This window comes from Christiangramia sp. LLG6405-1, assembly GCF_045055805.1.
Classification (GTDB): Bacteria; Bacteroidota; Bacteroidia; order Flavobacteriales; family Flavobacteriaceae; genus Christiangramia.
Genome location: NZ_CP159330.1, coordinates 2,155,616 through 2,176,538 on the forward strand (window position 1 = coordinate 2,155,616; position 20,923 = coordinate 2,176,538).

General features: G+C 38.5%; 14 protein-coding genes. 2 read left to right on the forward strand and 12 right to left on the reverse strand.

Annotated features, from left to right (window positions below):
- Window positions 1-13 precede the first annotated feature (13 nt).
- The 8 genes from ABVM50_RS09950 to ABVM50_RS09985 all read right to left on the reverse strand — a co-directional run bounded on the left by ABVM50_RS09950 (window position 14) and on the right by ABVM50_RS09985 (window position 8,018).
- Window positions 14-1,057 (reverse strand): L-dopachrome tautomerase-related protein, encoded by a 1,044-nt coding sequence (locus tag ABVM50_RS09950; protein WP_405198436.1) that lies wholly within the window; start codon window positions 1,055-1,057, stop codon window positions 14-16.
- A gap of 64 nt (window positions 1,058-1,121) precedes the next feature.
- Entirely contained in the window at window positions 1,122-1,754 is a 633-nt protein-coding gene (locus ABVM50_RS09955) for an SDR family oxidoreductase (protein WP_405198437.1), read from the reverse strand.
- Window positions 1,755-1,789: 35 nt separating this feature from the next.
- Window positions 1,790-2,791, reverse strand: coding sequence for an NADP-dependent oxidoreductase (locus tag ABVM50_RS09960; RefSeq protein ID WP_405198438.1), 1,002 nt, complete (start codon window positions 2,789-2,791; stop codon window positions 1,790-1,792).
- A gap of 4 nt (window positions 2,792-2,795) precedes the next feature.
- Window positions 2,796-3,278 carry a MarR family winged helix-turn-helix transcriptional regulator gene (locus tag ABVM50_RS09965; protein ID WP_405198439.1) on the reverse strand — a complete coding sequence of 161 codons (483 nt, stop codon included), beginning with the start codon at window positions 3,276-3,278 and terminating at the stop codon, window positions 2,796-2,798.
- Window positions 3,275-3,700, reverse strand: coding sequence for a DoxX family membrane protein (locus ABVM50_RS09970; RefSeq protein WP_405198440.1), 426 nt, complete (start codon window positions 3,698-3,700; stop codon window positions 3,275-3,277). Before ABVM50_RS09970 ends, ABVM50_RS09965 begins: the two co-directional genes overlap by 4 nt.
- 138 nt (window positions 3,701-3,838) lie before the next feature.
- Window positions 3,839-4,360 carry a DUF421 domain-containing protein gene (locus ABVM50_RS09975; RefSeq protein WP_405198441.1) on the reverse strand — a complete coding sequence of 174 codons (522 nt, stop codon included), beginning with the start codon at window positions 4,358-4,360 and terminating at the stop codon, window positions 3,839-3,841.
- A gap of 91 nt (window positions 4,361-4,451) precedes the next feature.
- The gene (locus ABVM50_RS09980; protein ID WP_405198442.1) at window positions 4,452-6,578 is read right to left on the reverse strand and encodes a catalase; all 2,127 of its coding nucleotides are present in this window, start codon (window positions 6,576-6,578) and stop codon (window positions 4,452-4,454) included.
- A 207-nt stretch (window positions 6,579-6,785) separates the two neighbouring features.
- Complete coding sequence (locus ABVM50_RS09985) at window positions 6,786-8,018, reverse strand: ATP-binding protein (RefSeq protein WP_405198443.1); 1,233 nt, start codon at window positions 8,016-8,018, stop codon at window positions 6,786-6,788.
- Window positions 8,019-8,238: 220 nt separating this feature from the next.
- Here ABVM50_RS09985 and ABVM50_RS09990 point away from each other — a divergent pair, with 220 nt between their 5' ends.
- Complete coding sequence (locus tag ABVM50_RS09990) at window positions 8,239-12,750, forward strand: ATP-binding cassette domain-containing protein (protein ID WP_405198444.1); 4,512 nt, start codon at window positions 8,239-8,241, stop codon at window positions 12,748-12,750.
- 71 nt (window positions 12,751-12,821) lie between these two features.
- Here ABVM50_RS09990 and ABVM50_RS09995 read toward each other — a convergent pair whose 3' ends face one another.
- The 4 genes from ABVM50_RS09995 to ABVM50_RS10010 form a co-directional block, all read right to left on the reverse strand.
- The gene (locus ABVM50_RS09995) at window positions 12,822-14,666 is read right to left on the reverse strand and encodes a cystathionine beta-synthase (RefSeq protein WP_405198445.1); all 1,845 of its coding nucleotides are present in this window, start codon (window positions 14,664-14,666) and stop codon (window positions 12,822-12,824) included.
- A 348-nt stretch (window positions 14,667-15,014) separates the two neighbouring features.
- Window positions 15,015-17,996, reverse strand: coding sequence for a histidine kinase (locus tag ABVM50_RS10000; protein WP_405198446.1), 2,982 nt, complete (start codon window positions 17,994-17,996; stop codon window positions 15,015-15,017).
- Entirely contained in the window at window positions 17,974-18,723 is a 750-nt protein-coding gene (locus tag ABVM50_RS10005; RefSeq protein ID WP_405198447.1) for a LytR/AlgR family response regulator transcription factor, read from the reverse strand. The genes ABVM50_RS10000 and ABVM50_RS10005 overlap by 23 nt, the downstream gene beginning before the upstream one ends.
- 70 nt (window positions 18,724-18,793) lie before the next feature.
- Window positions 18,794-20,041 carry an amidohydrolase family protein gene (locus ABVM50_RS10010; RefSeq protein ID WP_405198448.1) on the reverse strand — a complete coding sequence of 416 codons (1,248 nt, stop codon included), beginning with the start codon at window positions 20,039-20,041 and terminating at the stop codon, window positions 18,794-18,796.
- 114 nt (window positions 20,042-20,155) lie between these two features.
- On the opposite strand from ABVM50_RS10010, the gene ABVM50_RS10015 reads away from it, so the two are divergent.
- Window positions 20,156-20,896, forward strand: a complete 741-nt coding sequence (locus tag ABVM50_RS10015; RefSeq protein ID WP_405198449.1) for a DUF429 domain-containing protein — start codon at window positions 20,156-20,158, stop codon at window positions 20,894-20,896.
- The last annotated feature ends 27 nt before the right edge of the window (window positions 20,897-20,923 follow it).

Genomic DNA, 20,923 nt, shown 5'->3' on the forward strand with positions numbered 1-20,923 from the left:
AAGATTTTACAATCTATAGCTTAATCCTGTAAATGCTGAATTCCATATCTGAAATATCTCCTTTCACTTCATTGATCCTCGAATTCGTATAATATAAATATCCCTCATAAAGACTAAAAGTATCTGCCCAGCGTATTTTTTTACCTTTTGCAAGAACTTCCTGCTCTCCCGAGTTCGTGTTATACCTCATGATCGCATTATTTTCCAGATCTGCCAAGTAAAGCATTCCGTCGGAATTTAGAATCATTCCATCTGGTGCAGTTGTTTTTGCAACTTTCTTTACAGATTTCTGAATCTCTTCCTTTGAGCCATCGCGAAGAATCTTCGTTGGTACAGCATAAAGAGTATAGCCGGTTAAGGCATGGTAATATAGCAACCCCTCAGCTTCATCCAGTGCAATTCCATCTGAATGTATCTTGTTCTTATACTGTTCTCCGTTGATAGTTAACTCATCGGTTTCAGCCAGAGTAGAGTAGTGGTCACTTAAAACACGTTTGCTTTCTCCAGTTTCCATATTTATAACTACTAAACCAGCGTGATTTGAATCTGTAAGATAAATGTGATCATTAGTTCTATCAACACGCAAATCATTAATATAAGAATCCCTGTAAAAACTATCTTTTCCTAATTCATAAATATGCTTCAGTTTTTCTGACTCCAGGTCAAAGACGAATATCCGCGGATTATTCACCACTCCTTTAAATAGCGGATTTCTGGTGTCCAGAACAAATAAATCATTTTCAGAAGCAATAACAGATTGCACCGCAACAAATATGGAGTCCTGTTTCTTTTCTCCAACCTTCCAGGAATTCCATTTAGCATTGGGATATGGCAAAGCCTCCTTGTCTTTACCGATCTCCACAACTGAATACTCCACGTCCTTTCGCCATCTTGGAAAATTCGCGAAGATCCTTCCTGTTTCACTAAGACTGATTCCTGTAACCTGTTGCCCTTTAAAAGCTGTCACTTTTTCTACTGCAGATTGGGGACCTATCGGCTCCTGGCTAGTTACATTCTGGGAAAGAACTATCAGTGCTAAGAGTAATAATTTTTTCATAGTGTATTAGTTAAAAAAGAAAAGAACTGAAGATCATTCAGTTCTTTTCGAATATGTTGGTTGATTATGCTTTTACTGCATTGTTGATCTCTATATCACCAGATAGAATTTCAAATGTTTGATTACTTCTTACATCATCTTCGAGAACGGCAACCAAGGTACGGGCAACGTCTGCTCTGGAGATTTCACCCATTTCTGAAAACTTTTCTTCTAGTTTGATTTTTCCAGAAGCATCCTTATTATTTAATGATCCTGGTCTTACAATAGTATAATTTATACCACTGGATCTTAGATGTTCATCAGCATTCTGTTTTGCCTGAAGGTATTCATGAAGATCTTCGCTTACTGAAGGATCATCTGCTCCCATAGAACTTAACATTACAAATTTTGAAGCTCCTGAATTTTTAGCAGCATCAGTAAGTTTTTTAGCTCCTTCCTGGTCTACACCAATTACGTTCTTACCACCAGAACCGGCAGCAAAGATGACTTTGTGCGCGTTCTCGGTGGTATGGCTCAGGTCTTTCTCCAGATCACCCAGAATAGTCTTTACATCCTGAGATTCAAATTCTTTTTGTTGCTCTTCTTTTCTTACCATGGCAATTGGCTCATATTCTGAAGAGTTTTTAAGTAGATCAACAATAATTTTTCCTGTAGTTCCGGTTGCTCCGGCTACTAATACATTTTTTCCTTTACTCATAACTATTATTTTTAATGAACGATTCTATATTTATTTTAGTTGTTTTCGAAGGTTTCTGCAAGACTCACGATCACCTTACCCTGGGCTCTGCCTGTAGCAAGATATTCGAAAGCTTCAACTGCTTTATCAAAAGAATAAACCAGGTCAATAACCGGTCTAATTGTTCGGTCTTCTACCATCGTTTTGATCTCCTTGAGCTGAGGTGCATTTGGCTGCATCCAGGTTAATGTATATTGAGCAGATTTATCTTGAATAAGTTTGCTAAGTTTTTCCGGCATTTGATAGTCGGTCATTCCCATTTGCTTAGCCGTTTTTTCATCTGGTGGTCCAACGATACTAGTCACTTTTCCGCCATCTTTAATGATCTCAAAAGCATCAAAAGTATAATCATCTCCGAGGGTATCGAAAACGATATCCAGGTTGTTCGCAACTTCCTTATAATCTTCGTTCTTATAGTCGATTACTCTATCTGCACCAAGCGCTTTTACCCATTCCACATTGGTATCACTCGTGGTCGTATAGACTATAGCACCTATAGATTTGGCGTACTGAATTGCAAAGCTACCCACACCACCGGAACCTGCATGGATGAGGATACGATCGTCTTTCTTGATATCTGCCTTTTGTAGCGCCTGCATTGCGGTAAGTCCGGCAAGCGGCAAAGAGGAAGCTTTTTCGAAAGTCACATTTTCAGGCTTATGTGCGATCACATTAGCATCTACGGCTACAAATTCAGCTACAGTACCCATATACTCTTGCGGTACACGACCATAAACTTCATCTCCAACTTTGAAATCTTTAACTTTACTCCCAATTTCTACGATTTCTCCGCTCATATCATAGCCAATCCCGGTTGGAAGATCCAGTTTCAGCATATCTTTTAGATGACCCTGTACCAATTTGTAATCTATTGGATTAAGAGCAGCAGCCTTTACAGCAACTAAAACATCATTATCGGATATTTCGGGTTTGCTGGTTTCAGCAAATTCAAGACCGTCTTTAATTTCTCCGTATTTCTTTATTTGAAGTGCTTTCATATTTTTATTTTTCTGAATTTATATTCATTTCCTTTTCATTGTTCAATATCTCAATCCAGGAATCAAGTGTTTTCTTTAATAGCATAACATCTGTAACCTGTACGTCCTCATTCAGTAGTTTCCCAAGCAGATCTTTAGGAATATTCCTGGCTTGTTCTTTATAGTCAAGTCCCTTTCTGGTTAAATTGACTTTTACTGTCCTTTCATCTTCGGAAGAACGGGTGCGTAACAGTAAACCATTTTTCTGCATACGTTGAATGAGAGGAGACAAAGTATTAGTATTGAGTAAAAGTTTTTTCCCTATCTGATTAACGGTTTGCTCATCTTTCTCCCAAAGTACAAGTAGAACCAGGTATTGAGGGTAAGTTAGACCCATGGTATCCAGGTAAGGTTTGTAAGCCCTTGTGATCAATCTGGACACTGAATACAAGGGAAAACAAATTTGATTTTCTAATTTTAAATCTTCATTTTCTTCCATCATTATCATTTCTTAGAGTTTCTCCAGGCAGTCCATGCGCCGGTAGACCATAAAACCCAGGCTATAAGTACGGGCTGAAAAAATAATCTTATAAGTCTTGCTCTATCTGAATCCAGAATGCCAAAAGCATCTTTTCCATCAACATATTGCGCGATATTTCCCGGAAAGATCAGCACAAAGAAAATTGCCAGGAACCAGCCAATCTTAACACGCTGGTTTTTCCAGAAGAGTAAGGCAAGACCCAGGATCATTTCTACGATCCCGGAAAGTATAACGACTAGATCTTTACTCATTGGTACCCAATCCGGAACTTGCGCCTGGAAGTCTACGCGGTTAAAACTTAAATGACTAAATCCTGCGTAGATCATGAAAACCGAAAGTAGTATTCGGAAGATATTCTGCAGGGTAGTAGTTTCAATATAATTCTTCATAACATTTGTTCTACACACGATTATGTCGTGCACGATGCAAATGTAAGTTCAATGAATCGTTCTGGCTATAGACTTACCAAAAGTTTAACTTCTTCAGAAATTATTCATATCCAAAGGTACCTGTAGAAGTCTAGTTAATTATTTCCTCAAAACATCTTTAAGGAGCCAGTCGTTTACCGGTCTGTTATCATGCGAGTGAATCACTACAATATTTCCAGTTGTTTCAAAAACTACTGCTTTTACATCTTCCAGTTCTACGATATTTGCTTCTCTTAATTTAGAACGAAGGTCGGTTACCGTAACTCTGGCTTTGGTAAGATTGTCATGTAATATTTCTTTTCCATCCATTAAGAGCAGCGGAGAATTATCTATTGCCTCTCTGAAAATGTCCCATCTTCTAAGGTATGCTGCTACTAATTGAAATAAGTATATAAAGAAGAGTCCGATCATTCCTTCCGGAAGTGTCACCGAATCAGAAAGTACTGTGGTGGCCAGCATCGATCCAACGGCAACAGTCATCGCAAAGTCAAAACTGGACATTTTAGAAAAGCTTCTTTTGCCGAAGATTCTGGTATACATTATTATAGAAATATAGATTCCCAGACAGGAAATTACAATAGCTAAAGCAGAATCTAATGTTAAGTCAAACCATTTTTCCATAATCAAATACTTTTAGATATTATTTATTTCATTCCATGTTTAAATAAAAAAACCGCTGGTTTTCACCAGCGGTTTTTCTTACTAAATACAATTAAACAGGTATAGACATTGCTTCTTTCTGTCTAGACCAGTTTCTGTGAGCTGCGATCTGTTCAATGAACTTTGCTGGAGTTTTATCGATCAAAACTGCGACATCTTTCTTGAACTTATCAAGATAAGTATTTTCGATCTTACCCATCACTTCTTTATCCAATGCAATTGCTTTGCAATGTTTCAGTGTTTCATTGATGAATTTTGCTGTTTTAGGAGCTTTGTTTAAAGCTTCCAGACTTTTAGTGCCTCCAGGAATATAAATAGCATCAAATAGAACACTTTCCGTAGTTAATAGAGCTGCGTCCACTTTATGACTTTTGCCTTGATCACACTTTATAGTACCACCATGAGGGGCCAGCAATTGAACCATCGCTCCTTTATCTTCTAAAGCCTTTTTCATTTTCCCCATGGATTCACCATCGAATCCATTACCTACAAGAAAACCGATCTGGCGTGTAGCAATACTATCAGATTTTAGATGAGTAAGGCTAAGTGCTTCAGATTTATCGAGATAATTCTTTTTCTTAGGTGGCTGGTGCTTTTCTACATCGGCATCTGCGCCTATAGCTTTATTTACCGGACCATCAATTTTACTTGGAATCTCCATACCCAATCCTTCAGCAACCTTAGCTGCAAGATCTCCATCGATCTGGTTGATGATATAAAGCATACGTTCCTTGATATGATCGTAAGTACATTTTCCTATTTCGAAAGTATAAGCGTCTGCAACGTGATCCTTCTCCCAGTCGGTTAAACTTCTGTAGAAGAGCGCTGGCTGAGAATAATGGTCATTAAAGCTCTCGCTTCTAGCTCGCGTCTTTCTACCGTCAATCCTTTCTTCGTAAGGAGTAAATCCGCCTTCAGCCATTTTTGCAAGATGCGGGCAACCTCCACCAATGGAATTAGGGAAATATGCCGTCTTTCCTTTGTTGATCGTCATTCTCATATGAGCGTCACGCTGATTGTTATGTGTTTCGTTCACAGGACGGTTTATTGGTAATTCATGAAAGTTAGGACTTCCAAGCCTCGATAACTGCGTATCTGTATACGAGAACAATCTACCCTGTAGTAATGGATCGTTGGAAAAGTCTATTCCGGGTACGATATGACCTGGGTGAAATGCAACCTGTTCAGTTTCTGCAAAGAAATTGTCTGGATTACGGTTTAAGGTCATTTTACCAATACGTTGTACCGGCACCATTTCTTCAGGGATCAATTTCGTTGGATCCAGAATGTCAAATTCGAACTTATGTTCATCTTCTTCAGGAATGATTTGAAGTCCAAGTTCCCACTCTGGAAAATGTCCCGCATCAATCGCATCCCAAAGATCTCTTCTATGAAAATCGGAATCTGCTCCGTGAATTTTTACTGCTTCATCCCAGGTAACTGAATGTGTACCTAATAATGGTTTCCAATGGAATTTAACGAAATGGGATTTACCTTCAGCATTAACGAGTCTGAAAGTATGTATTCCAAAACCTTCCATCATGCGCAGACTTCTTGGAATAGCACGATCACTCATGACCCAGATATGGTTATGCAAGGTTTCCGTAGTAAGTGAAACGAAATCATAAAAAGTATCGTGAGCCGATGCCGCCTGTGGTATTTCGCGATCTGGTTCAGGCTTCACCGCATGAATTAGATCAGGAAATTTCATGGAATCCTGAATAAAAAACACCGGCATGTTATTCCCTACAAGATCAAAAATTCCTTCATCTGTATAAAATTTCACGGCGAATCCTCGAACATCTCTTGCCAGGTCGGCAGAACCTTTAGAGCCTGCCACGGTTGAGAACCTTACAAAAACGGGTGTTTTTCTGTTGGTATCAGTAAAAATGGGAGCTTTGGTATATTTGTCCATACTTTCATATAGTTCAAAATATCCATGTGCTCCACTCCCTCTTGCATGAACGATCCTTTCCGGAATTCTTTCATGATCAAAATGGGTAATTTTTTCTCTTAAAATAAAATCTTCCAGGAGAGTAGCTCCTCTTTCCCCGGCTTTCAGGGAGTTGTTGGTGTCGTTCACCTTTACACCCTGGTTGGTGGTCATTGTTTTACCTTCTGCATTCTTGGTATCCCTGGTGAGATCCTGGGATTTTTTATCCTTCTCTTTCTCGCTCATCTTTTAATTGATATATTAATATGGTTGAATTAAAATTAGCAAGTAAAAATGAGACAAGTGTGCGATATTGGCTCGCCTGTTTGTCGTTAGAATGATTTTAGGAGAATTATAACAATTTTTGATCTGTCTTTTGAAATCCTTAACAGAACCGATTAATCATTTTCGGTCATCCTGAATCTTAAAGATGGACCAAGAAGATTTTGAATATTAATTTACTTGAATTTGGTTAAGTTCAGGTTTCGAAAGTGAAAAATTAAAGGTAGTCCCTTCGTTCAAGATACTTTTTACTGAAATTTCGCCATTCATTGTATCCACCAGTTTTTGCACTGTGCTTAGCCCAATTCCATGACCTCGCTCATCTGGTGTTCCGTTCACGTTAATGACAGTAAACAGCTCAAATATTTGATCCAGGTGTTCTTCAGGAATACCAATTCCATTATCTGTAACAGAAAAATGGTAGAAAGCACCATTTTCAAAACAGTCGATGTCGATCACGATCTCTTCAGCATCATTGTATTTCAAACTATTGCTAATCAGGTTTATCATGATCTGTCCCAATCCTGCTCGATTGACTCGAATCTTTAAATTTTCTTCCGGAAGGCGAATATCACAATTGGAATCTATATGCAATAAATCGATAGTATCTTCTAGAAGATCATTCAGAAAGAATTCTTTTACTTCCGAAGCTTTTGAACCATCTTCAGAATAATATTCCAGTAAACCGGTGATATATTCACTTAATTTTAATCCGGAATTTTTAATATAATCGAGGTATTCTTTCCCCTTATCATCAAGTACGCTGGCGTATTTCGCTTTAATAATATCTGAGGTAATGATCATGTTCGCCAGGGGCATTTTAAGATCATGGCTAACATTGCCAGCAAATTCCCGAAGGATCTTATTATTTTCAAGCTGATTGTTTTGCGCCTTTTTTAATTCAGTGTTCTGTAGATGATATTCATATAAGATCTCTACCTGTTTACCCAGAGCGATCAAAGATCTTTTTTGATGTATGCTTAATTTCTTAGGTGTTTTGTTGATCACACAAAGCGTTCCCAGTGGTAAACCTTGCTTATTTAAAATTGGAACTCCGGCATAGGATCTAAAATGGGTTTCCTCATCCAGAACAAGGGGATTGTCTTCAAAGCGAGTATCTTCCAGAGCATTATCCACCTCGAAGACTTCGTTGGGTTCCAGGATTGCATGTCCACAAAATGAAACATCACGGCTGGTTTGATCTGCTCCCAGACCTTTTTTTGACTTGAACCATTGAATGTCCTTATCGAGAATAGTAAGCAGCGCTACAGAAGTACCACAAATCTCACTGGCCAGAGTGGTAATATTATCGTATGATTCCTGCGGAAGTGAATCTAACAGGCCAAGTTGCCGCACACTTCGTAATCTCAGGTCTTCATTATCCGGTATTTCGGCTTTTCTCATGCAATCATATTATCGAAGTTGCTGGTAGCAGCAGTACATTTACAGTGTTCAAAAGTACGGTTCTCCAGAGCGTCCTCCAAACAGGTAAACTTAAGTCTAATTATGCAGGATTTTGAAAGCGTTCGATCTATAAATTAACAGAATCATGTTTTAAAATAGTCCAAAAGCAATTCACGGCAGATAGGTTGATGAGCTTTAAGATTCTCTATATCTTTAACTTTTGAAAAAGAAAGACAGATCTATGCGCATTATCAATGCTTACCAGAATAACCTAAAGAATCTTAGCCTTGAGATTCCCGAGAATAAATTGATCGTTCTTACCGGACTTTCAGGTTCGGGAAAATCATCACTGGCGATGGGAGTTATCGGGAACGAAGGTTACAGGTTTTTCCTGGAAAGTTTGCCGGCATATAATCAACAGAATGCGAATCTTATTCCTACTGCGGAAGTTGATGATATCGAAGATCTTCCTCCGGTTATTAAAGTAGAACAATCCAAAAGGTTTCAATCCATTAATACCACCTTCGGAACTCTTTCTGAACTTGCTTCGGTTTTTAGGATACTTTTTGCGCGTTATTCTGGGAGTAAGCCAATGAGTAAATCTTTATTTTCTTTTAATCATCCCAAAGGTGCCTGTGAAACCTGTCGAGGAATTGGTGAAGCTGAATATATCGATATTGAAAAACTGGTTGGTGATGAAAATAAGACTTTAAGAGAAGGCGCTATCACTACCACTTTGCCGGGTGGTTATATCGTCTATTCTCAGATCACCGTTGAAGAACTTGATAAAGTATGCCACGCGCATGGTTTTAGCGTGGATATTCCCTGGAAAGACTTAACAGACGAGCAAAAAGATGTCGTCCTGAATGGAAGCGATCGTCTGAAAGTTTTCTACGGGAAACATACGCTAGAATCAAGATTGCGCTGGGAAGGCTTTAAGGCGAAACCAAGAGAGGAAGGTTATTATAAAGGTATGCTGCCAATAATGCAGGATATTCTTAGAAGAGATCGAAATAAGAACATTTTGAGGTTCGCCAGTTCCAGTATTTGTCCCGCATGCCATGGCGCCAGGATAAAGCCGGATCACCTGAAATTCAAGTGGCAAAATAGAAATTTTGCTGAATGGATGGAAATCCCACTTGCAGAATTACATAAAATTCTAGGTGGCCTTAAACTCAAGGGTGGAGAAAAGGACCTGGTTAGCAAGATTTATGTGCAGCTGAACGATCTGGTACAATTAGGAATGGGCGAATACTGTTTGAGTACGCCAAGCTCTAAAATCTCTTCTGGTGATGCACAACGTGTGAAGTTGATCAAACAGGTAAACAGCAACCTGCAGGGTATATTATATATTTTTGATGAACCATCAATCGGCCTCGCAGAAAATTATCAAAAGCATCTACGTCATATTCTACAAAGATTGATCGCCAGGGGAAATACGGTCATGGTCGTAGAGCATGATCTTAATTTTATTCGCTCCGCCGACTGGATCATAGAATTAGGTCCTGAAGCCGGAAAAAATGGAGGAGAGATCATCTTTAACGGTCCAATAGAAAAATTTTTAAAATCTGATTCCAACAGTAGTCCTACTCTGGCGGAAATGAATGCTTCGGAAGAAGATTCTTCAAAAGTTTTAAGTAATTCAGTAGCTACAATAAGTGCGGAAGAAGGACGACTGACAGTTATTAGTCGGAAGAATGAAGCCATCGAAAATAGGCTTGAGGAAATTTCAGAAGAAAGAGATCTGAAACTAATTACAGTGAGTGATCAGCCCATTGGTAAAACTCCGCGTTCCAACCCCGCGACCTACACCGGCTTAGCCGATAAGATTCGTGATCTTCTGGCAAGATCTGATGATGCAAAGACTCTCAAATTAGGTAAAAGTTCATTTTCATTTAATAACAAAGCAGGCAGATGTGAGGAATGTGAAGGTGCCGGGGTGATAAGTCTTTCCATGAATGTGATGGGAACGATTAACCAGGTTTGCCCTGTATGCAAAGGTAAGCGCTTTAAAAAGGAAGTGCTGGAAGTGAAATGGAATGGGAAGAACATTGCAGATATCTACAATCTAAGCATCCTGGAAGCAATCGATTTTTTCGCAGTAGACCGGAAAATATCGAATATTCTGAAACTGATGAAAGACCTCGGACTGGAATATTTAAAATTAGGGCAACCTTCTAATACCTTATCTGGAGGAGAAGCCCAGCGAATCAAACTGACCAAGCATTTTGCCAAACCTTCCAGAGACAATATTTTAATACTTGAAGAACCCAGCATTGGACTGCATCAGCTTAATGTACGTCAATTAATTACTGCTTTGCATAAGTTAAAGGAACAAACAGCAGGGATCGTTTGTTTTGAAAATCATGAACTTTTTAAATCGCAAGCAGATGCTTATTTCGATAATTCGCTAGCTGCGCTGGAGACTTCTAAACCAGAGTTAGAGATCCAGCAAACAGATGAGATCAGGATACGGGGAGCGCGTACACACTACTTAAAGGATCTTGATCTGGAATTGCAGAAGAATACCTTGAGCGTAGTCACAGGCATCTCGGGATCTGGGAAATCTTCCCTGCTTATAGATACGGTGCATGCATATGGGATGCAGGAGATGACGAGGCAATTTTCAGCATATCAACAGTCCAGGGTTGGGGTAAACTTTCAAATGGAAGTCGATCAAGTTGACGGATTAACTCCCACGATCTGTGTGACCCGAAAAGTGCCTAATTTTACCAATAGGTCTGATCTTTCCAAGCAAACTGGTATCGATAAACTTTTAAGATTTGCTTTTTCTCGAAAAGCTGAATTTGAGGGAGAAGAACTTTCAGCCAGTCATTTTTCCAATAATCACGAACTTGGGAAATGTAAGATCTGTGACGGCCTGGGTGAAGAACTGCTTCCGGATGTGAAGAAGCTTGCACCCGATTCTAATTTAAGTATTTCAGAAGGAGTTTTTGAACATAATAAGGCGCTTTCTTATTATGGGCAGAGAGACAGTCAGTATATGGCAATACTCGAAAAAGTAGGGCAGAAACATGGTTTTGACCGAAATACTGCTTTCAATCGATATTCCGAAGAACAAAAGAGGATCATTTTTGAAGGAACCGGAGAAAAAGTCTGGGAAACCCAGTGGAAGTTCAGAACTAAAACCAGGGAAGGAACTCAGCAGATCAAAATGAAATGGGAAGGGCTGGATAATTACCTCAAGCAGGAATATTATAAGACCCGAAAAAATAAATTCATTGATAATTTAACCGCTCTATTCACACCGGCTATTTGTAGCAATTGCTTCGGAAGTGGACTCAAACCGGAAAGATTGAAATTTGAGATTGGTGGCCTGTCTATTTGTGAGATCAAGAACCTTGATTTTTCCGGGCTTGACCAGTGGATTCAGAATGCAAGCACTTATTCAGAAATCGATCAGAGATTAGTTGAAAAAATTCAGCCATTTCTTGAAAATACGATACATAGGGCTACTCAGCTACATATATATCACCTTCAGTTAAATCGAAAATCTCAAACTTTATCTGGTGGTGAAAATCAGCGGGTGGCTTTGATCACCCAGTTAAATAGTCCGTTGAAGGGAGTTACTTATCTTCTGGATGAACCTTCCGCAGGACTTTCGGGACATAATATTCCGGATCTTATAGCGATTCTGAAGGAATTGGTAGCCAAAGGAAATACTGTACTTGTCATAGAACATAATAAAGAGATTATTCAGGCGGCGACTGAGCTTATTGAAATTGGCCCAAAGGCTGGGAAATATGGCGGACAAATTACTTTTCAGGGAACTCCAGAAGACTTTGTAAAGAAAGAAAGTACCCATGCCTATTTCAAAAAACAGGAGTCCGGTTTCCATTTTACTTCTGACAGTGAGCGAAAAATTGAAATAAAAGGAGTTTCGCGTTATACTTTGCAACGCAACTTTATGGAAATTCCAGTAGGAGGGATCACTGCACTTAGCGGAAAAAGTGGGATTGGTAAGACAACGTTGGTTAAGGACATCATAATCCCTTCCATTCGAAATAGGCAACCGATCTATTGCGAGCAGATAGCGTATCCTGAAAATTATAAAAATGCCCATTATTTTGAGGCAAAGAAATTAAGATCACATTCTGCCACCTTACTGGTTTCTTATCTGGATTTTCTAAAGGAAATTGGAAAGATCTTTGCTGAAAATTCGAAACTGAAAACTAAAGATTTTTCTTATAAAACCAAGACGAGCCAGTGTCCCGATTGTAAAGGAAAGGGTTATGTGGAAACGAGTCTGGATGTTACTGCCAATGCTGTGGAAACCTGTGAAACCTGTCAGGGACAGCGGTACAAACCAGAAACTCTCGAACATAGAATTTATAGTAAGAATATCGCTGAGGTGCTTAATCTGGATCTTCATGGCTTTGAGCTTTGGTTGAAGCAACATGGTGAACTCGAGAAATTATGGAAGGTTCTGGAAAAACTTCAGGAAATAGGTCTTGGACATTTAAATTTGGATCAACCTATTCAAAGCCTGTCTTCAGGAGAGAAGCAGCGTTTATTGTTGCTGAACTGGTTGTTGCAAGGTAGCAAAGATGTAGTGTATATACTTGATGAGCCTAGCACAGGTTTACATTATGAAGATATAGATTTGCTCCTAAAGATTCTGAAAGATCTAAGTATTGAAAATGATATTCTGGTGATCGACCATAACCCATATTTACTGGAGAAAATTGGAATCGGTTTAGAGCTGAAGTAGCATTACTATAAATAAAGATCCGGTACGAGATTTAATCTCGTACCGGATCTTTAAATAATTGAGCTTTAGCTCTATTTGATATCTTCCACGAACTGATAAAATACTTTTTTATGCATCTCCAGGTCAAGATCTGGTGAAACTGAAACCCTCGCGATATAATCCTTGTCATCTTCTTTTGTGGTACCCTGAGTGGAGGTCGCCGGGATCGTCCAGTAACAACCTTTTAATTGGCCGTAACTTACACAGTACTTGCTTTCTTCAGGAATCCTGGTGATCATCATATCGATCAGTTTTTGATTCAGGGACCTTTTGTAAGCTTCACGATCTGCAGCAGTTTCTCCTTTTGTAGGAAGGTCAAGAGAAAATACTGAAGGAGTAAAACCAGCAGTAGCTAACTCTTCAGAAACAAAATTGATCTTTGCTTCGGGAAGTTCAGATTTGATAAAATTCACAAATTCACGGGTGTTTTTATAGGCATCTGCAATTCTCTGATTCATGGACGGTAATTGTTCCGCCAGAATTTCAACCTGCAAAGAGGTTGCTTCATTATCGCAAACCTTTAAATGCGTATCTATCTTATCCATCAATTCAGCAGCTTTTTGATTCGCCACAGCATAACCAGCGGTACATTTTCCACCACTAGGGAATTTAGAACCGCTTACATAGGAAATTACTCTGATTCCAGAAAGAATACCGTCTTCACCGCAGAACTGAACGTTCGGACAAAAGGTTTGATCCAGAATAAAAACAGGATCTACAGCAGCTTCACCATCTGCAGTCTTACGGTTTTTTGCCAGAACTTCTTGTAGTTTTTCAAGTTCAGGAACTTCAACACGCGGATTTGTAGGGATTTCAGCAATGATCAACGGCACGGCATTTTCATCTGCTGCTCTAGCCAGTACTTTGTCGGTGCTCTGGTCCATATCATTATCACCATCCACCGGAAGATCCATGATCTCGACATTATCCAGATAGGCAGCTACACGACGAGCCTGATCATTAGTTCCCCCATAACAGTTTGGTGGAACAATAATTCGAATGCCTTTTCCTGGATGTTTGGCCATTGCATCGTCTATAAGACCCATCATAATCGCGTACTGCATGGAAAGACCACAAGAACCTACAAGAACTTTTGAACTTGTCGCAGTGATTTTCTGAACTTCTTTGATCACCTTTTTAAGGTTACTATCATATTTATCAAAATTCTCTTCGGAAGCTTGGGTAACCAGCCTGTGTAGCAATTTATGAGTGTCTGCAGGAGTCATCGAGATCGTTTCCCTTCTACGTACGTGCTGAATTTCGGAAATATAGGATGCGTTCTTTTCGCCATTTACAATAATTACACTACCTAAATCCTGCTGAAGACTTAGCAGAAAATCAATGTTTTGATCAATTTTCAACTCTTTAAGATCTGCTTTGGAAGTGATATAAATGCTACTACCATCAAAATCTGGAAGTGATTCACCTTCTTTGATCTGTAATGTCTCAAATTCATATCCATAGACACTTCGGAAAAGCTCAAAATTGAAATGTTCCGGTAGATTTTCGGAATAGATAATTCGGGTGCTTTTCTTCTCAAATAAATTCTTCCGAAGTACCGCCAGCAGAGGAGTAGTTTGGGATGAGAAACCTATAATATGATCAGATTTCAAAGCATTCAATTTACCCACGTACCATTCCAGAATAGAGGAAAGTGGATGCCCTAATCTTATATAATCATATGCGGTTGGTAGCTCAGCTAGTTTTTCAGCGCTATGATCATTGATGACGTATAATTCCTCAAATTGGTCCAGAAACTCTGTCTTAGCCAGATCTTCATTATATATATCCAGCCTGTGTGTAGTCAATTTAACCCAGTCTTCGGGAATGTTCGGGAGTACTTTTTGTATATATTCGGTCACTTTAGAGTTTTCCATTACCTGTAATTTTAGATAGGCGGGAATATAGTTCAAATGACTTATTTTAAGAAAGATTACGATCGTAATTCTCTATGTGGATATTAGGAAAACAAAAAAATTCTGGATGAAAATGAAAACTGTAGTAGTTTCCTTTGGGAAGGAAATAATGATTTAGTTTCTAAATACTGAGAGTGAAAAAGTTAGAAAAGCGGCAACTGTAATTCAATTATAGTTTATGACCCTACTCATAAAATACAATTAGATGTAATATCATATATAGCAGCTACCGCCTTCTAATTTTTGGTGAATTTATAACTTATGTTCAGTGCAAAATTACCGAATTAGTAAACGTATTGTTTTCTTAAGTTATCGTTGCAATAGTAGTTTCAGGCTCACTACGGTACCTTTTCCAGGCTCAGATTCTATGTGCAGCGCATCTTCAATATCATAGTCTAAAAGGGCGAGTCTTTCTTTTGCTAAGCTTAAACCTTTGGAGTTATGCAGCGGATTCTTTCCAGTTGCCGAAAAACCAGAACAATTGTCGATGATCTTGCAGCACAGAGCATACTCATCCAACTTTTTAAAAATTATATCCAGTTTTGGATCTCTGCTATCTGCGGTAAATGCGTGAACAAATACGTTTTCTACAAATGTTTGAAGAATCATGGTAGGAACCTCTACATCATAAGTGTCGATTGTTGGATCCAGCTCAAAATTAACATCTACAGCATTGTTCATACGAGTGTTTTCAACCCGAATGTAAGATTGTAAATATTCGATTTCTTCAACTAATAAAATGCTGGGTTTAGTACAGTGATCAAGATTGAGGCGAATGAGTTTGGCAAAATCACCCAGGAATATTGTGGCGTTATCAATATCGCTATCCATGATATAATTCTGAATGGAATTCATAGCATTGAAGATAAAGTGCGGATTCATTTGAGCGAGTAATGCTTCCATTTTAGTCTCTTCAAACCTTTTTTGGATAGCTCGCTTTTGCTGTTCGAATCGTTTATTCTTTGCAAGTTCATATTTATAGATCGCGTAGACAATTGTCATTAGTGCCAGAAATATTGATGTCAGGAACCACCAGGTTTTCCAGAAGGGAGGTTTTACTCTGAAGTTCAACACGTTCTGAGAGTATCTTAATCCTGTGCTGGAATCTAGAACACGAATTTCTACCTCATATTTATTAGCTGGAAGGTATGGTAAAAGAATTTCAGAATTGGAGGTAGGAGTACTCCATTCTTCATCCTGAGTCAGCCTGTATTGATATTGTAATTTCTTAGGATAAGGATGGGCATTGGTCGAAAAGCTAAGCAGCACCGTATTCTCATCGTAATCAAGATCGAGATCATTGAGAGTATTTTCAGGCAGTTCGTACTCACTATTATTAATAGAAATATCTTTTAGCTGAATCCCCCTTACACGATTAGACGATGCCAGAACTTCTTTAATATTGACCCTGAAAATCCCATTTTCGCTTCCAATATGTAATTCATCATTCTCGATTTTACTGCTGAAAAAAGGCTGTTCCAGGCCTTGTTCTTCATCCAGAAAGATGAATCTGTCCTCATCAACGAGCGTAATACCACGCTCGGTTCCAATAACAAGAGTGTTACCATAAGAATTTAGAAACGAAATAGTGTTTCCCTGGATGCTCGCTCGGGGAATTTTTCTTACTATATCAAAGTCTTCAGGCCTATCCTGAGTAATATATACATCACCAAATTCACTGGAAATAGCGAGATTGTCTTTATAAGAAATTATATGCCGGAGGTTCTTTTCCTGCCAGATTTTAGAATTTAGGAAAGATTTGAACTGACCATTCTCGTATTTATAAAGACCAGAAAAAACTGAAGTGAAATAGGTCTTGTCCTTAGTTTGTAGACTGCTAACCACCATGGTTGGTGTATTCGTTTGATCCTGTGGATAATATTTATAGTTGAAGGTTTCCAGATCGTTGTAAACCCGAACACCTCCATATGGATTGGTTTCGATCAACTTCCCATCATTCGTGAAATTGATCTCTTCTGAATGTAATGGTAAATAGGAGTGCAGTAATCCATCAGTATTAATTGCAAATAAACCAATATTAGAATTTATCCAATAAAGGTTATTTGAAGTTTTGATATCATAGAACTGAATATCGCTGGCCACGGTAGAATGATCCAGTTCGTAAAAATGATCTTCATGCTTCGGAAGGGCTGTCGAGGTGGTATTAATATAATTCTGCTGCCAATTCTTGAACTTTGTCAAAGGAATATTTATCTGTTCACTTGCAGAATTTATCTGAATCCCCTCGTTCATCATATAAGCTGAAGTTCCATTGATCGCAGCAAAAGCTTGATAATGATGGCCGCTTTGTTCGAGGAATCTTACCAAAGGCTTTAACTGGATCTCGTAAAGTCCAGAGTTCAATGTCCCTACGTATAATCTTTCAAAGGATGCGACGTAAGCAAGCGAAAATGCGTCTTTTCCCGTTATCCCAAAGGATTTTGAGCGATTGCTGAAATCTTTGTTCAGCTCGAAAATACCTCCGTTACTATCATAAATTCCCCAGGCTGCGGCATAGATAGTAGAGTCGCTCGTTTTTACATAGTCCCAGATTATTGAACTTCCAAATTCTTTTGAAGTAAGCTTCCCCGGTTGGATATATTCTGAAATTTTAGATTTTATATAATGCCCCTTATTACTGCTGAAAATGTTGTTGTTATCAACGAATGCAGCATATATATACTTTAGATCGTTTACCTGTTTTAAGCAGAAAGACCCTTCCGAAGAAACTTTAAAAACTCCGGTTCTATAGGTCGTAACATAGAGTTCATTTTCAAATTCAAAAAATTCGGAAACTCTTAGTAACGCAACAGATCCTTCATTTTTCCAGGACTGTATATCAAAAGTATTTATATCAATTCTTGAAATACCATCACTGGTTCCAACGTAGATATAATTTTTATATGGAAACAGATGGACGATCTCATCATGAACGAGTCCGTCTTTTGTGGAGAGAATCTTGAAATCATCACCATCGAAAACACTGATCCCGGCACCATAACTACCAAACCAGATCCTGTTCTGCTTATCCTCAGTGATCGCCCAGCAACTATTCAGGGCCAGACCATCTTCTTCAAAATAGCTTTGAAAAATATTGTTCTGCTTACTTACGATCCCGTTTTCTGTTCCTATCCATAACACATTTTTGCTATCAACGAACAGCGCGCGGACGGCATTATTGGGCAGTTCGTTCGCAGCAGAATAGTTCCTGGAGGGAAAGTTCTGCGCCCAGAGGCACTGGACACAAAAAAGAAGGCATATAAAGCTTCTATTGATTTTGTAAGATAGCATTGATGAATTCCTCTTCTTTACGGAAGGAAACCGGAAGTTTCTCTCCGTTGGTTAACTCAACTTCCTTGTTCGCTTTATGGTAGCGCACAACAAAGTTCAGGTTGATGACATAACTTTTATGTATTCTTAGAAATGCTGAAGGGAGGATTTCTTCTACAAACTTAAGTGTTTTTGTGGCAGTTTTAGTTGTTCCATCGATACCTTTGATCGAACAATAATTACTCTCAGCCTTACAATATAGGATCTGGTTGGAATGAATCAGCTCAAAACCTTCCAGCGTTGGGAAGGCCAGTTTTGCTATATTTTGATCATTTACATTCAGGTTCTCGAGTAGTAACGTCAGTTTATCTTTAGTAGATAATTTTCTTTTGCGTTCCTCAAAACGTTTGATCGCATCTCCCAGGTCAATATGATTAATGGGTTTCAGGATGTAATCTAGAGCGCTTTGCCTTATAGCCTGAACAGCGAACCGATTATGTGCGGTGGTAAAGATCACTTCAAAATTAATAAGATCGAACTGCTTGAATAATTCAAAACCACTCTTTTCTGGCATCTGAATATCAAGAAAAACCAATTCAGGTGCGTAGTTATTGATAGCAACAACGCCGGTGTCAACAGAATGGCATTTGGCTACAATATTGAATTTGTTGGGGAAATGCCTTAGAAGTGTTTTTTCAAGTACATTTTGAGCACTTAACTCATCGTCGATGATGACTACTTTTATCATTACTATTACTATTTTAAAAAAATAAATCCTGATTAATAACCTGGGATCATTCTGTAAAATTTGTTGTTATCTATTCAGTTTTTAAGATTATTGCAGGTTCGTTGGTAAATGTTTGTCTGCCAATTTTGAAACCTGCAATTGGCTGGGCAATACTTCGTACGGCATCGATAGAAGAATTAGTTTCCAGCACGAGCATCGTTGCCGGTGAACCTTCCTTTATAGCCTTATGCATACCCATTAAATGCGCGGCATTTTCGCCTATCATCCTGTAAACTTCTTCCAGTTCATCATCTTTGGCAATCTGAGCAATATTCGCATACATATTACCCATGCGAAGAAGTGAAGCGTCTCCAAATGGAGTGAAAGCATTTAAAATATTATTGCTGGCAATGGTCGTTTTTATCCCGAAATTAGCGAGTTCATTTACATTTACCATTCCGCGTGGGATCAATTTCTCGTAATCTCTTCCATTCAGGAAAATATCGGTTGCCGGTAAAACGGTGAGAGTAATTTGAGCTTCCAATAATAAACTGAACATTCTCTTTTTTTGCTCCGCGGTCATTGCTGATATTTTAGTGACATGACCAATTGAAACTCGACCTTGATACGCTCGTTTTCTCACTTCCTCTGCAATCTTCGGAATACTGGAATTTTCAGGATCCAGATCAAAATCAAGATGAAAGTCAACATCTACATCATATTCCTGGGCAATATCAAAGATCATTTCTATATGTGCTGAAGGATCTTCATCCTTATAAGGGCAGCCGCCTATCAAATCTGCGCCATTTTCCAGTGCCTGTTTGATAAGCTGTTGGGTAGCACTGCTCCCGGTAAGTCCTTCCTGGGCGAAAGCACAGATTTCCATATCGATAGCAAATGCATATTGCTGCCTGACTTTTTGAATAGCCTTTAGAGATCGAAGTTCCGTTTTGGGATCGGTTTCTACGAAGGTTCGCATTCCCATAGTTCCCTTTGTAATTGCCATTTCAACTACTTTCGCGGCGCGTTGATATACGTCTTCTTCTGTAAATGATTTTTTTGCTTTCCCGGTCTGTTCTACTGCTTCTTCTAAAGTTCCTTCTTCAATAGTGCAACGGTCCAGAATACACGCTTTATCGAGATGAATATGGCTCTCAAAAAAGCCCGGAGAAACTAAATGACCTCTGGCATCATAACTATTTATGGTAGTAATATCTTCTGAAGAATTTTCGAATACTGAAACAATCTTAGCGATTTCTCCATCTAGAATTCTAATGTTCACAAGATCTTCATGACCTTCTATTCTGGCATTTTTAATTTCCAGGTCATATTGACTCATAATTGTATAATTCTTTGAAAAATTATGATCTTTTTCTTCTTAAGGCTCTAATGTATTTAAAAAAGGTCATATTTATGCTGAATTTGTAGCTGTCATGTGATAAGATGTTGAAATATGAGATATGTAGGCGTGGATGGTTGTAAATATGGCTGGGTTTCAGTTTGTTTTTCTACGGAAGAGATTATTGCGGTAGAAAATATAGAGAACCTTATTTCTTACTATCCAGCTCAGGCTTTAATCTTTATTGATGTTCCAATTGGCCTGAAGAGTGAAAAAAATAAGTTGCGAAATTGCGAGGAACTGGCCCGACAGTTACTTCCGAAGAACAGGAAATCAAGCATTTTTCCTGTGCCTTGCAGAGAAAGTCTCCAAGCCGAAACATATTCGGAAGCTTCATATATTAATAAAGCCATTTTAGGAAAAGGTATTTCAATGCAGACCTGGTTCATTATTTCTAAGATCAAAGAAATAGATCAGTTTTTGGTTCAGAATAAACAAGAACGAAATAATATTAAAGAATCACATCCAGAAATTTCCTTTCAGTTCTTAAACGATGGAAAGCCTTTAAAATACACTAAGAAAACTGAAAACGGAATTTTTGAAAGGCTGCACATATTATCGCAATTTAAACCCGAAGCTGAAAAATTATATAAACTTGGTTTGAAGAAATATCGACGCAAGGAGGTAGCAAAAGATGATTTGTTAGATGCAATGTGCCTGGGTATTACCGCTGAACTTTCAGAAATTTACGGAAAGCGCATACCGATACAACCAGAAAAGGACGAGTATGGAATAAAAATGGCCATTCATTATGCAGATTTTTCACGATTGCATAAAAAATGCCCGAAAACTTAAGTAATCGGGCATCTTACTATTTAAATA